The 13,709-nt window shown below is 69.2% G+C and carries 12 protein-coding genes and 1 pseudogene; 7 read left to right on the top strand and 6 right to left on the bottom strand.

The features are described 5' to 3' along the window. Position 1: 1 nt before the first annotated feature. The 4 genes from ABD466_RS37520 to ABD466_RS37505 all read left to right on the top strand — a co-directional run bounded on the left by ABD466_RS37520 (position 2) and on the right by ABD466_RS37505 (position 5,708). The gene (locus ABD466_RS37520; protein ID WP_344662033.1) at positions 2-1,012 is read left to right on the top strand and encodes a TauD/TfdA family dioxygenase; all 1,011 of its coding nucleotides are present in this window, start codon (positions 2-4) and stop codon (positions 1,010-1,012) included. Positions 1,013-1,055: 43 nt separating this feature from the next. Beyond that, a complete protein-coding gene (locus ABD466_RS37515) occupies positions 1,056-2,366 on the top strand; it encodes an MFS transporter (protein WP_344662028.1) in 1,311 nt (436 codons plus the stop codon). Positions 2,367-2,445: 79 nt separating this feature from the next. Continuing rightward, the gene (locus ABD466_RS37510) at positions 2,446-4,350 is read left to right on the top strand and encodes a RiPP maturation radical SAM C-methyltransferase (RefSeq protein WP_344662027.1); all 1,905 of its coding nucleotides are present in this window, start codon (positions 2,446-2,448) and stop codon (positions 4,348-4,350) included. 146 nt (positions 4,351-4,496) lie between these two features. Further along, positions 4,497-5,708 (top strand): cytochrome P450, encoded by a 1,212-nt coding sequence (locus tag ABD466_RS37505; RefSeq protein ID WP_344662026.1) that lies wholly within the window; start codon positions 4,497-4,499, stop codon positions 5,706-5,708. Here ABD466_RS37505 and ABD466_RS37500 read toward each other — a convergent pair. The 3 genes from ABD466_RS37500 to ABD466_RS37490 form a co-directional block, all read right to left on the bottom strand. Further along, complete coding sequence (locus tag ABD466_RS37500; protein ID WP_344662025.1) at positions 5,705-5,920, bottom strand: hypothetical protein; 216 nt, start codon at positions 5,918-5,920, stop codon at positions 5,705-5,707. The two genes, ABD466_RS37505 and ABD466_RS37500, sit on opposite strands and share 4 nt — an antisense overlap. A gap of 65 nt (positions 5,921-5,985) precedes the next feature. Next, positions 5,986-6,186: a hypothetical protein gene (locus ABD466_RS37495; RefSeq protein ID WP_344662024.1), complete on the bottom strand. Its 201-nt coding sequence runs from the start codon at positions 6,184-6,186 to the stop codon at positions 5,986-5,988. Between the two features lie 200 nt (positions 6,187-6,386). Beyond that, positions 6,387-7,538, bottom strand: coding sequence for an FUSC family protein (locus ABD466_RS37490; RefSeq protein WP_344662023.1), 1,152 nt, complete (start codon positions 7,536-7,538; stop codon positions 6,387-6,389). 461 nt (positions 7,539-7,999) lie between these two features. On the opposite strand from ABD466_RS37490, the pseudogene ABD466_RS44575 reads away from it, so the two are divergent. Continuing rightward, positions 8,000-8,203, top strand: a pseudogene (locus tag ABD466_RS44575) (hypothetical protein); the annotation flags it as partial. Here ABD466_RS44575 and ABD466_RS37485 read toward each other — a convergent pair. Then, positions 8,149-8,877, bottom strand: coding sequence for a DinB family protein (locus ABD466_RS37485; RefSeq protein ID WP_425558840.1), 729 nt, complete (start codon positions 8,875-8,877; stop codon positions 8,149-8,151). The pseudogene ABD466_RS44575 and the gene ABD466_RS37485 overlap by 55 nt on opposite strands. A gap of 308 nt (positions 8,878-9,185) precedes the next feature. On the opposite strand from ABD466_RS37485, the gene ABD466_RS37480 reads away from it, so the two are divergent. Further along, positions 9,186-9,311 carry a hypothetical protein gene (locus ABD466_RS37480; RefSeq protein WP_344662022.1) on the top strand — a complete coding sequence of 42 codons (126 nt, stop codon included), beginning with the start codon at positions 9,186-9,188 and terminating at the stop codon, positions 9,309-9,311. 78 nt (positions 9,312-9,389) lie between these two features. Here ABD466_RS37480 and ABD466_RS37475 read toward each other — a convergent pair whose 3' ends face one another. Beyond that, positions 9,390-9,899 (bottom strand): DUF1269 domain-containing protein, encoded by a 510-nt coding sequence (locus ABD466_RS37475; RefSeq protein ID WP_344662021.1) that lies wholly within the window; start codon positions 9,897-9,899, stop codon positions 9,390-9,392. Positions 9,900-10,700: 801 nt separating this feature from the next. On the opposite strand from ABD466_RS37475, the gene ABD466_RS37470 reads away from it, so the two are divergent. Next, the gene (locus tag ABD466_RS37470) at positions 10,701-12,458 is read left to right on the top strand and encodes a cation:proton antiporter (protein ID WP_344662020.1); all 1,758 of its coding nucleotides are present in this window, start codon (positions 10,701-10,703) and stop codon (positions 12,456-12,458) included. A gap of 102 nt (positions 12,459-12,560) precedes the next feature. On the opposite strand, the gene ABD466_RS37465 is transcribed toward ABD466_RS37470, so the two are convergent. Further along, a complete protein-coding gene (locus ABD466_RS37465) occupies positions 12,561-13,679 on the bottom strand; it encodes a hypothetical protein (RefSeq protein WP_344662019.1) in 1,119 nt (372 codons plus the stop codon). Between the last annotated feature and the right edge of the window lie 30 nt (positions 13,680-13,709).

Below are 13,709 nucleotides of genomic sequence, written 5' to 3'. Positions count from 1 at the left end.
CATGCGAGGACTGACCGAGCACACGATGTTCCCCGGCGGCGGCTCGCCCCTGGTCGTGAGCCCCGCCTCGGGTGCGCCCGACCTGGCCGAGGTCGTCGCCGCCCACCGCGCGCGGATCGACGAACGGCTGCTCGACCACGGTGCTGTGCTCTTCCGCGGCTTCCCGGTCGCCTCCGTCGAGGAGTTCGCGCGCTTCGGCTCCGCGCTCTCGCCGCAGGCCCTCGACTACGTCTACCGCTCGACCCCGCGGAGCTCGGTCGGCGAAGGCGTGTTCACCGCGACCGAGTATCCCGCCGATCAGGAGATCGCCCTGCATTGCGAGAACGCCTACCAGCGCGAATGGCCGCTGAAGCTCGCCCTGTGCTGCCTGGTCGCGCCGGCGACCCGCGGCGAAACGCCGCTCGCCGACCTGCGCCGGGTGACGGGGGCGGTCGGCCAGGAGATCCTCGACGCGTTCGAACAGAGGCAGGTGCGGTACATCCGGCACTACCGTCCGCACGTCGACCTTCCCTGGGAGGTCGTCTTCCAGACGTCCGACCGCGGCGAGCTCGCCGAGTTCTGCGCCGCGCACGGCATCGAGCATTCATGGCTGGACGCGACGACGCTGCGCACCGCGCAGACCGCGCAGGGCACCGCGCGGCATCCGGTCACGGGTGAGCGCGTCCTGTTCAACCAGGCGCACCTCTTCCACCGTTCGAGCCTCCCGCCGCAGATCGCGGCGTCGCTGGCGGAACTGTTCGGCGTCGATCGGCTGCCGCGCGACGCCGTCTTCGGCGACGGCACCGACATCCCGCTCGCGTATCTGGAAGCCGTGCGCGCCGCGTTCCGGTCCGCGTCGGTGCAGTTCCCGTGGCAGCCCGGGGACGTCCTGCTGATCGACAACATGCGGATGGCGCACGGCCGCCGCCCGTACACCGGCGAGCGCAAGGTCATCGCGACCCTGCTGGAGCTGTACAGCGGTCAGGGCACTGAGGGAACCGCGGCCCGCACCCACCGCCTCGCCGAACGCTGACCGCGCGCCCCACAAACGCAGGAGAAGGAAGAAGAGGACCACCATGCCCAGTCCCGGCACCCTGCGGCGCAACCGCGACTTCCGGCTGTTCCTCGTCGTCGTCGGGCTGTCGCGGCTCGGCACGCAGGTCTCCTTTCTGGCGCTTCCGCTGCTGACGCTGCGACTGACCGGCTCCTCGGCGCGGACCGGTTCACTCGCGCTGCTGGAGGGCGTGGTCTTCTTGGCCATGAGCCTTCCCGGCGGCGCCCTCGCCGACCACTTCTCGCGGCGAGCGACCATGGTCGGCTGCGCGCTGGGCTGCGCGGCGGCGATGGGCGGGCTCGCGACCGCGGTGACTCTGCATCACGCGTCGTTCGCGCTGATCGCCGCGGCCGTCGTGGTGATCGGGGTGCTGGGCGGGGTCTTCGCGCCCGCGTCCGGCGCGTCGATCCGAACGATCGTCGCGGAGGGCGACCTGCTTGACGCGTACTCCACGCTGGAGGCCAGGAGCGCCGTCCTCTTCCTGATCGGACCGCCGCTCGGCGGCTTTCTGTTCGGCATCTCGGCGCAGGTGCCGCTGTGGACGGACGCCGCGTCGTACGTCGTGTGCGCGCTCGGCGTGCTCGCCGTGCGCACGCCGCTGAATCGGCCGCGGGCCCCCGCCCCCGCGGTCGGGGCGGACGTCTCGCCGGACCGGACGCAGGACGGGCGTACCGGCACGGTGCGGTCGCTCGCGAAAGGCGCCGCCGCGGGCATGGTCTTCATCTGGCGGAACGCATTCCTGCGGTACTGCGCGCTGGGTACCGCCGCGCTCAACACCGCCTTCCAGAGTGCGATCTTCCTGGTGATCCTGGCGTTCGCGCGCGACGGCCGCGGCGCGACGGCCACCGGCCTGGTGATCTCCGCGTGGGGGATCGGCGCGCTCGCCGGCTCCTTGCTGGCGCGCCGCCTCACCAAGCGGTACGACGCCCGGCAGACGCTGCTCGGCGTCACCTGGGCCTGCGCGGCGCTGGTCCCGCTGCTCGCGGTCGCGCACGGCGCCGTCGTCGCGGTGATCGCGGTCGTGGCCGGCTGCGGGCTGCTGGCGCCGAGCCACAACGCGGTCGCGGCCGGGACGCTGGCCCGGCTCACGCCGGACCACCTCCAGGGCCGGGCGCAAAGCGCCGCCGGGCTGATGGCGATGGCGGGGGCGCCGTTCGGCCCGCTGCTGGCCGGGATCGCGTTCCAGTCCTTCGCGCTGTGGACGCTGTTCGTCGCCCTCGGCGTGCTGATCGCCGCCGTCGCGCTGGCCGGCCAGGCGAGCGCCGCATTGCGCACCGTACCCGCGGCGCCCGGTCAGGAGCCCCGGCTCCAGACGGTCGCCGGCCCTTCGTGACCTCCGGCACCACCACGACGACCACTACGACGACAACCACGACGACCACCACTGGGACCACCACGACGAGAGGATGGCGATGCTGCGAATCGCCCTTGTGAACATGCCGTTCGCGGACTGGCACCGCCCGTCCTTCGCCCTGAGCCAACTCGCCTCGCTCACCCGGCGCGAGTTCGGAGACGAGGTCGAGACCGACGTCGTCCACCTCAACCAGGACATGGCCGAATACTTCGGCGTCCCCCTCTACACCGCACTGGCCGGCACCATCGAGCACCTCACGACGGGCCTCGGCGACTGGTTGTTCCGCGACGTGGCCTTCCCCGACCTCCCGGAGAACTCCGCCGAGTACTTCCGGCGTTACTACGTCGGCCGGCGCTGGGACGAGTTCAGGGCGCACATCGCAGAGCTCCGCGACGGGCTGCCCCGGTTCTGTGCCGAGCTGGTGGAGCGGTACGACCTCGCGTCCTACGACGTCGTCGGCTTCACGTCGATGTTCGCGCAGACCGCCGCGAGCATCGCGCTGGCCCGGATGATCAAGCAGCGCGCCCCGTCCGTGGTCACCGTCATCGGCGGCGCGAACTGCGAACCACCGATGGGGCGCGAACTCGCCGCGGGCGTGCCGGTGCTGGACTTCGTCTTCCAGGGACCCGCGCTGCACACTTTTCCGGCGTTCGTCCGGCACCTGCTCGACGGAGACCCGGAGGGCCTGCACGCGATCCCCGGCATCCTGTCGGATCGCAACTGCGCCGACCCCCGCTACGCCGCCGCCGTCGGGCGGGAACGTGACATCGACGACTACATCGAGCTCGACTACGACAGCTTCGTCGCGTCCTTGCGCGGCAAAGCCGATCTCACCGCCGCGATCGACGCCGGCACCCAGCCGATCCTCTATTTCGAGACCTCGCGCGGCTGCTGGTGGGGCGAGCGCTCGCACTGCACCTTCTGCGGCCTCAACGGGCTCACCATGAAGTACCGCGCCATGGACGCGGCTCTCGCGCGCCGGCAGCTCGACCGCCTCTTCGCCTACGCTCCTTGGTGCACCACGTATGCGTGCACCGACAACATCATGCCGAAGAACTACCCGCGGGACGTCTTCGACCACCTGCGCCCGCCCGCGGGCGCGTCGATCTTCTACGAGGTCAAGGTCCCCGTGGCCGACCGCGACATGAAGCTCATGGCGCGCGGCGGCGTCAACCGTGTCCAGCCCGGCATCGAGGCGCTGTCGACCGACACGCTCGCCCTGATGGGCAAGGGCACCACGGCTTTTCAGAACATTCAGTTCCTCAAGAGCTGTTCGCGGCACGACGTCGAGCCGGTCTGGAACCTGCTGGTCGGCTTCCCCGGCGAGGAGGAGTCGGTCTACCGCGGTTACGCGGAGAACCTTCCGCTGCTGTTCCATCTGCCGCCGCCGTCGGGCGCGTTCATGGTCCGTTTCGACCGCTACAGCCCGTATTTCACCAAGGCCGCCGAGTACGGCCTGAAACTGCGCCCGATGGCGTACTACCGGCTCATCTACCCCTTCGGGGAAGCCGGTCTGGAGAACTTCGCGTACTTCTTCGCCGACGAGCGGCTGGCGCCGTACCAGCTCGCGGCCATCAAGTGGCTGGAACCGCTCAACGAGTTGACCCGGCAGTGGACTGCGCGCTGGCAGGAAGCGGGTGCCGAGCCGCCGCGCCTGACGCTCACCGTCGCACCGGACGGGCACGGCCGCATTCACGACTCGCGCGGCGGCAGCCCGCGCGAGTACGTGATCGACGCCGAGGACGTCGCGATCCTGCATCGCCTGTCCTCGCCGCTGCGGCCCGAACGTCTCGCCGCCTTCCTGGGCCGCGACACCGCCGACGTCACCGCGCGCCTGATCGCCTTGCGCGAGCGCTGCTTGCTCTTCGAGGAGGGAGGCCGGGCCCTGTCCCTCGTCATGACCGAGGAGACCGAGAGTGAGGACGCCGCCCCGCGCGACGTGTGGGAGATCCATCCGGTGTGAGCGCCGCCTCACGGGGCCCGCCCGTTTCCGACGGTGCGGGCCCATACACCGAATACAACCAGGCTGGGCAGCGCGACATGTACGTGTTCTACGATAGGTTTTTTCAGAATGCTGATCGAAATCGCCGCACGGGCGGCAGCGCATCGATGACGCGCCAGATCGTCTCCGATGCCCCCGACCTCTTCGCGCCGGGCCTGTTCGACGGCACCGGGTTCTACGACGCCTTCGCGTGGTACCGCGCGCACGACCCCGTCTCGTGGCAACAGCCCGAGGGCTCGGCCGACGGCTTCTGGAGCGTCACCAAGTACCGCGACGTGGTCGCCGTCCACCGCGACAGCACCCGGATGAGCTCCACGAAGGGCATCCGGCTCGGTACCGGGGCCTCCGCCGCCGCCGCGGTCGCCGACAAGATGCTCATCGTCTCCGACCCGCCCCACCACACGCGCATGAAGCGCGTCCTGGCCCAGCCGTTCTCCCACGAAGTGCTCACCCGCGCCGAGACGTATGTGGAGGCAGTCGTCGCGGACGTCGTCGCCGCGGCAATGCGCGAGCCGGAACCGGACCTGCTCACGTATATCCGGCGCATCCCGACCGACGTGATCTGCGCGATCATGGGCCTACCGCGCGAAGACTGGGAATGGATCGGGAAGAAGACCACCGAGGCGTTCGAGTCGCCGTCGGACGTCCAGCGGGCCACAGCCAACAGCGAGATCTTCCAGTACTTCTACAACATGGTCGGCGAGAGCACCAGGACCGGCGCGAACGCCTTCATCCGCAGCCTGCTCGGACACGCCGCGACCACCAACACCGATCCCGAGAGCGCGCGACTCACCGACGAGGAAGTCATCTTCAACCTCAGCGGAATCCTCTCCGGCGGGAACGAGACGACACGTTTCACCCTGGCCTCGCTCACCCTGCAACTGGCCCACCACCCCGACCAATGGCGCCGCATCACCACCGGCGAGGTGGACCCGACAACCGCGACCGAGGAAGCCCTACGCTGGTCAGCACCCGGCATGCACGTGATGCGCACCGCGACCGAGCCGCTCCGCATCGGCGACACCGACATAGCACCCGGCCACCGCGTCGTCACCTGGACCGGCTCAGCCAACCGCGACGAAGACGTCTTCGCCGCCCCCGACACCTTCGACGTCGGACGCACCGCCAACCGCCACCTCACCTTCGGCGCAGGCCGCCACATGTGCCTGGGCAGCCGCCTCGCCCGCCTACAGATCACCGCCTACCTCCGCACCCTCCGCCGCCTGGTACGCACCATCACAGCGACCGGCGAACCCCGCTACAACGGCTCCAACTTCGCCTGGGGCCTGAACGAGCTTCCGGTGGAACTGCGCGATTAGAGTCTGCGCGCCGTCATCTCCGTCTCCGCGCGCCCCACACCGGCACCGCCGGTCAGCATCCCAGCCCAAAGGCTGTCGGCGGGGGTGACGAGGACGAAGCGCCTGCGCGGCGGGTCGCACGCGAACGGGCGCCAGACCAGGCCCGCGTCCGGGGCGGTGGTGTTGCGGGTTCGCAGGGCGACCAGGTTCTGGCCGGATCGGTGCGCGGCCAAGCGCCGGTGGTAGGTGCGGCACGGGATACCGATCAGCGCGCAGAACCTCGAGACCCGACTGAGACCTACCGCACCGCAGTGTGCGACCAGACGCCCGGGTTCAACAGCATCCTGATCCACCCGCGCGCGGCGGCCTGGACACCGGACACCCAGGTGTGGCGCTGGGCCGCGCCGAACGTCAGCGGCTGGAACCTGCTGACCGACGTGAAGTTCCGGCAGAGCACCGTCTTCGGCGAGCTGGTGCTGGCCACGGCGTCCGGCGGCAACGCCGGGAGCATCCACGACCGGACTGGCCTTCGCCGCCGTCGGCGCGGCCGCGAGACCGGTGGCGTTCCCGCCTTCATGCTCCCTCCCACCGGTGAAGGTCCGCCAGTGGAGTTCGGCACTCCGCCTATCGCGATTCTCTTGCGGCCTTACCTCGCGAGGCCCGGCCCCCAGGCTCGACAGGCCGCTCCGCCCCGCGTGTTCAAGCTGCTTGTCTTGCTGTTTTCGGACGCCCTGTGGTGCTGCGTTCAGCGAATAGATCCGCCAGCAGCATCACGGCCGCACCGATCCCCACACCGCACAATGTCCACAGCACCCGGTAACCCTCGGCGGCGTAGCCAGAGGGCTGCGGAAGATCCACGAAGATCAGCACGCCGGCGGCGATGGCCGCACAGTAGAGCGCGTAGTTCCAGAACCGGATCGCCGCGCCGTGCATCAAGACGATGAGGGCAACCACTTCGAGCGCATTCACGGCCGCGATGAGTTTGAGCCCATGTTCACTGGCGGGTATCAGCAGCAGCAGCGCGGCCGCGACCGCACCGAGCAGCGCCCCGGTCAGGCGTTGCTCCGCGATGAGTGTGGTCTGTTCCAGACTCGGTTTCATCGCCACTATGGCCGCGATCGGCATCCAGTACCCGTGCGAAAGGTCCAGGCCGAACGCCAGCGCGACGGCGGCCGCGACGGCCCCAGCACGGATCGCCGCGAACATGACCAGCGGCCGGGTCAGGTCCCGGCGCGAGGTGTCACCGGGAATCTCCGTGACCGGCTGCGGCCGGTCCACCCGGCGGACCAGCCACACCAGGAACGTCACCGCGATCCACAGCGCCGAACCTCCGGCCCAGGCGAGCGTCTGCGCCCACGTATAGCTGGTGGTGTGCGTGTGATGGTGGAGGCTGAACGCCACACCGAGAACGACGATGAACCAGATGTTGAGCAGCAGCGCCGCGACGAATCTGTGAACGCCGAACGCGGCCGCGAGACCTGCCGCCAGCGTGACCACGAAGGCCGCGAGCATCATCCAGCCCCATCCGGCCCCGCCCATGCCGAACCCCCACGCCGTCAGCGCCGCACCGACCAGCGCGAAGCCGGCGACGCGCGACGCGCGGTGCCCGTAGCTGCCCCCCGGATCGGCCAACGCCGCGAAAAACAGGCCGAACAACGCGCTGAGCAGGTACTGCTCGTATCCGGTCGCCAACAATACGACCAGGGGCACCAGCGCGACATCCAGGAACAACACGCCCCGCGGCCAGTTGAGCCCCGCTGGATTGAGCGCGAACACCGCATGCAGCCGACGCTTGACCCGTCCGGCATGAGGAGGCCGTCCTTCCAGGTTTTCTACGCTGGCCATGGTCATCCCCGCTTTCCCTTGTGCCAGGCAAGCCACCCCATATCGCCCGGAGAATCGCCTCCCAAGAACGGCGGCACAACGGCAGTGGTCGCGGCGACCCAGTCCAGGCGGCCGGAGGCGCATCGCGGCAAACGCCACCGCCGCGATCTTTGCCCTGCTTCCAGTCTCACCGGCCATCGCTCCGACGAGCAACTCGACTCCTGCCGAGGGGCGACCATCCCGCGCGAACACCAGTCCCGGGTGACCTCAGCCCGAAGAAGCGAACATGGAGGGGACACATCGGCTTTCCCACCAGCTGCCTCGGTGGTCGCGCGCTCTTCGGGCCGGGACGCCTGCCGATGCGTAAGCGCTATAACATGGCGACCGGTGCAGTTACGCATTCTTATCTGCCGATGATTATTACTGAGCTTTAAGGTGTGGTGTCGTCGAGGGCTGACAGTTGTTCGGTCCGGCGGTACGTCTGTTGTGTGAGATATGCGCAAGGTGGCGGGTTGACCGCCGAGCGTAGAGCGGTGCGAGAGCAGCTGAGGATGGAGGCCGGTGAGCGGTTCGCCGTCGGCGACGACAACGCGGTGATCGCCAAGGAGCTGCGGGTGCACGTTGTCTGTAGTCGGCCCTACTCGGCGTCCTGTGCCTCGATCAGGTCGAGGTCGCGAACGCAGAAGCGGTGGTGCTCGAAGGTCTCGTTGAGCACGGTGCCGAGGCACTGCCGCACCAAGCGGCCCCGGGCGTACGGCGGCCAGACATCGTCGTCGGGCACCGGCGCTCGCGCTGCGAGCTGCACGGCGGTGACCTCGTCGAGCCAGGCCTCGAGCTCGGCGGCCTGTGCGTCACGCACGCTCACGATCTCGTCGAGGGTCGGATCGAGCGAGAGATCAAGCCCGTGCGCTCCACGGTAGGGCTCGACGGTCGGCCCGATGCCCATCGGTGTGAACAGCTCCGTCGAGCCCAGGCAGCAGCGACGGAACCACGAGTCGTGGACGAAGACCAGGTGGCGCATCGTCTGCACCGCCGACCACTCGTCGTTCACGCTGCGGCGCTCGATGCCGGGCGTACGGCGGATTCGCTCGATCGTGGCGGCCCAGCCGGCATGGAGCTGACGCGATGCCTCGCGCAGATCGTCAGGGTCCTCGGAGCGGATCAGCACCCGCACCGGATGACGCCGGTCGAGCTCTGCCTCGACGTACTCGGTGACCTCGACACCGTTCACTACGAGGTTGGTGACGAGCCCGTCGATCACGGCATCCTGCATGACGACGCCGATCAGGCGTGCCCCGGTCAGATCGCACTCGCGGAACTCCGCACCGTGCAGATCCTCGTCGATATATCGCGTCATGCTCCGCATACTAGGTCCGGCCACCGACAAAGCCAGCCGCCCCGAGTCATCCGCAGTTGTCGGCCGAGCAGTTCGCGGTGCTGGAGGCGGAACTGGAGCGCGGGTCGGTCGCGCACGGCTGGCCCGCTGTTGCGTTGACCGCTCTACGCTCGGCGGTCAACCCGCCACCTTGCGCATATCTCACACAACAGACGTACCGCCGAACCGAACAACTGTCAGCCCTCGACGACACCACACCTTAAAGCTCAGTAGTTTGGGAACGTCGTCGGAGCCGCCGTACTGGCCGTAGGCCTCGTAGCGCCCTTGTGCTCGCCGACGTGCACTGGCTACGCGCCTCGGACGGCGGCGCGGCGTTCCGCCTGCTGCGCGGTTTCTTCGACGGAGCGCTGCTGTTGAGCCTGGGGATCCTCGTGGCAGCGGCTGTGAACTGGTGCCCACCGTGACACCCGGGCGGATGTCGAGGTTCGGCAGGACTATCTATGGCAGGCAGGCCAGATCTCGATGTCCGCCGGAGGGACAGGTCAGCCGATCTCGGCGGCAGTCTCCTGGACGGCCTCGTCCACGTCCTTCGAGCTCACGTCGAGTTCCTTCTCGACGTGCTTTTCGGCCTTGAGCCCTGCCTTGTCGACGGCCTGGGCCAGGGTGCTCTCCCCGACGATCACGAGAGCAGCCTGTCCGTCATCGATGATCTCCCCGAACTCCTTGACGTCCGCGCGGGACATACCGCGCCACAGATGGCCGCTGACGCCGCCCACGGCAGCACCGACGGCGGCCGCACCGATGATCGCGGGCGGGAACAGCAGCCCGACGAACGCACCCACCGCAGCACCGCCCCACGCCCCGTGCCGAGTGGCCGTCTCGTCTTTGTTGACGTACACCTTCCCCGTGTCGTCCTTGGTGACCACGGCGGCATCGTAGGAGCCGACCGCGCCGAGCGCGTGCAGATCCTTCACGACGTCGTAGTCGGCCTGCGCCGCGTCCTCGCTCGGGTAGGTACCGACATACGTGAAAACCGCGTCAGCCTTCGTCATGACCTCGATCCTTCCCCGCCTCCCGCCGTGACCAGCAAGGCACGGCGATCTCTCAAGCCGCGCAACTGAAGTGACAGCAGAAGCTCGACACCAGCACTGGAATGCGGCTACCCGTCAAGATCAGGCTATGCACGCTAGTACGAACGGGGCAACAGCAAGCAGCCGCCCACATTCACAGAGTGACCAGCCGCTACCGTCGTTTTGCATGGGCGCTCTCCAGTGCATCGGGGCAGATGGCTGTCGACTTCTTGCGCGTCATTCAAGTGATTCATCAATCCCCTCATACGCACTGAGAAGGCGCGCCACCATCGCCTCGGGCACAGATCATCCAGTATCCCGGCACTGGCCACCGACGATTTCAGCCGCTTCGCAAGCAGCGGCTCGACAACGACCGCGAAACGCGACCGCTCAGGCCCCTGACAGGCCGATGCGCCCGGTGCGAAACCCCGGCCGACATCCAGTGACCGATCACGCGAACAGTCACACGACCGGCCCGGACTTCATCCGAACCGGTCATGTGCGGAGAACCAAGCTGGCCGAATGCCCGCCCGACTCCGCCGAACAGACTGCGAGGACCGGAATCCGGACCTTCGGGGGGTCACGGCCACACCCGGGCGGCCCACACGGCAGATGGTCATGTGGGCCGTCTGGGTGAGGCCGGCTCCTGGTGGCCGCGAGGCTTCCGAGCCTGGTCGATGGCCTGCGTTAGGTTGCGAGCGGCGTGCCGACCCGGTCAGTGCGCGGTGTTTTCACGTCCAAAGCGACGCCGTGTCAGCCGCCGTCGTTCTCAGGGAGGCCACTGTGACGACTGAACAGATCTTCCTGGGTTTGGGCCTGATCGTGCTGCTCGCGGTCTGCTCGCAGCTGCTGGCGGCCGCGCTGCGGATTCCCGCGCTCATCGTCCTGCTGCCCGTCGGCTTCACCGCCGGCGCGCTGACCGGGGACGTCGACCCGAACAAACTGCTCGGCTCGGCGTTCTCCCCGCTGGTCTCCCTCGCCGTGGCCCTCATCCTCTACGACGCCGGCCTCGGGCTCGAGCTGCGCGAGCTGCGCGGCCACACCCGCCGCATCGTGATCCGGCTGATCTGGCTCGGGGTGCTGATCACCTGGGCGTTCGCCGGACTGTTCGGAGGGTTGTTCCTCGAGCTGTCGACACGAGTCGCGGTCATGCTCGGCGTGATCCTGGTGGTGTCGGGCCCGACAGTCGTCGGACCGCTGCTGGACTTCGTGCGGCCGGTCGACCGGGTACAAAGTGTGCTGATCTGGGAGGGGTCGCTGATCGACCCGATCGGCGGGATCCTGGGCGCGCTGGTGTTCCACGCCGTCGACACCGACTCCCAGCGGGACTTGCCGGTCCAGCTGGTGCAGTTCCTGGCCAGCGCCGGGCTCGGCCTGGCCGGAGGGGTCGTCGGGGCGGGGGTGTTGTGGCTGGCCTCCCGCACCCTCCGGCTGGGCGAGGTCCTCGGTACCACCGTGCAGCTCGCCGTGGTCGTCGCGGTGGCCGCGGGGTGCGACGCGCTGCGTGATGACTCGGGCCTGATCGCGGCGATCGCCATGGGGCTGGCGGTCGCCAACATCCCGGGATTCGCGCTCCCGCCACGCCGCCCCTTCTTCGAGACCCTGGTCTCGTTGACCTTGGGCCTGCTGTTCATCTCCATCTCGGCCACCATCACGCCGGAGTCCCTGCGGCATGTGGCGCTGCCGACGCTCGGGCTGGTCGCGGTCCTGGTTCTCGTGACCCGTCCTCTGGTCGCGGCCGTGACCACGTGGCGCACGGATCTGGCCAGGGGGGAACGCGGCATGATCGGGTGGATGGCGCCGCGCGGCATCGTCGCGGCCGCCACCGCCGCCACGTTCTCCACCACGCTGGTGGCACGCGGCATCGGCGGCGCGCAGAAGATCCTTCCCGCCACCTTCATGGTCATCGTCGCCACGGTGGTGCTCTACGGCCTGACCGCCGTGCCCGTGGCCCGGATGCTGCACGTGGTGCGGCCGGCCCATTCCCGGCCGCTGCTCGTCGGCGGCGAGCCCTGGGTGATCGACCTGGGCCGGGCACTGAGCTCCCTGGGCATGGAGGTCCTGATGTGGGCCGGCCAGGATCAGCAGCGAGAGCAGATCACCCAGGCCGGCCTCGAGCTGGCCCGCGGCAAGCTGCTCGCCGCGGCCACCGCCAGGCGAGCCGAGCTCAGCGGCATCACGATGATGCTTCTGCTCACCGCCGACGACGACTTCAACACGCTGTGCTCGGTCGTGCTGGACAGGGCGATCGACGGCCCGATCTACCGCCTGGGCCCGGCCGGCCCGGAGCACGGCGCGGTCGCGCCCCACACCGGCGGCGAGGTGCTGTTCGACCAAGAGCTGACCGGTGTCGCCATCGACCGCCGATACCAGGCCGGCGCCCGCATCCAGCTGCGCACCGCCGACGGCGCCGTCCCCGACCGACACGACCTGCTGTTCGTCGTACGTCCCGACGGCCGCATCGACCCCGTGACCCGGAAGGCCGCCGTGACGGCCGACCCGGGAGACACGGTCGTACTGCTGGGCCCTGTTCCGCAGTGATCCGCAGTTCTCATCCCCGGTAGGTCCCTAACCTTGCCCACGGGAACCTTCATTCCGATGAGCTTCGGCGACGCGGTCATCGGCGACCCTGCGGGCCGGGGTTCAGCCGTGGGTCGCTGTGGCGACGGGCTTGCGGGAGGACTCGAGGAACGACCGCTGGCGGAACAGCCGGAAGACCCCCGCCTTGTCCTTGTAGTACTGCCAGGGGTAGCCGCCGGACATCGACCCGCCGACGGCGGTCCAGACGTCGCAGGCCTCGTCGTAACGCTCCGTCTGGTACAGCGCCCAGGCGAGAAGGTTCTGGTCGATGGTGCCCAGGCCCCCGCCGGCGGGAACCTCCCCGGTCCAGAAGGCGTCCAGCGCCTCGTCGAGGAGCGGGCGGCCCGGCCCGGTGCGGTAGAAGGTGCTGATGTCTCCCTCGGGGCGCTTGTCGAGGTTGTTTCTGAGCCACAGCTCCTGCGCGTAGTGGATGCGGAGCTCGAAAGCCATCGCCGATTTCGGGGCGCGGGCCGTCTCCTCCAGGACGAACCGCTCGGCCAGCTCGTCCGAGCCGAACCACTTGGCGAGCCAGTACTGGTGCGCGTAGGTGTGTGCTCGGCGGTGCAGCGGCGCACGGCGGGCGGCCTCGGCGAACAGGGGACGGAACTCGTCGTGCGGGATCTGCCGGCCGAGCGCGGAGATGATCCGGATGACCCAGGGGCTGGGGTCGTCGGGGGCGAGTTCCGCGGCCCGGGCGGCGGCGTCGTCGGCTTCGCGCGAGATGCGGTGGAAGCCCTCGAACTGCTCTCGCGTCGTCAGGCTGGCCGCCTGGCCGCCGCGCACACTGCTGGCGAGGGCGTGGAGCGCGCTGGCATGCACGACGGCAGCGTTCGCAGACTCCGGCTGCGCGGCGAGCCACGCCTGGAGCCACGAGTCGTCGTTCTTGGCCGAATCAGCGATCACCCCGACGTAGAGGAACCGGGTGTCCCAGTCGCCGCCGACGTCGTCGAGCAACCGGTCCGCGACGGTCCAGTCGTTCTGGAGACATGCCTTGCTCGCCGCGGCGAGTCGGCTGTCGCCGAGATACACGTCGAGGGCGATCGCGCTGTCGGGGACTAGTCCGTACCCGGCGGCGTCGAAGGCCGTCGCCGCCGGGTCCGCCGACCCGCTGCCGACAGCGGGGGCCTGAGTCTTCTTGCCTTTGCGGAACAGTGCCATGCGGGTGGAACTCCGTTTCGTCATCCGTGAAGATCGTGCGATCGGCAGCAAGGG

The organism is Catenulispora subtropica (genome assembly GCF_039531675.1).
Lineage (GTDB): Bacteria > Actinomycetota > Actinomycetes > Streptomycetales > Catenulisporaceae > Catenulispora > Catenulispora subtropica.
Note: the sequence above shows the minus strand (reverse complement) of the source record. Positions and strands in the feature narration are given on the sequence as shown.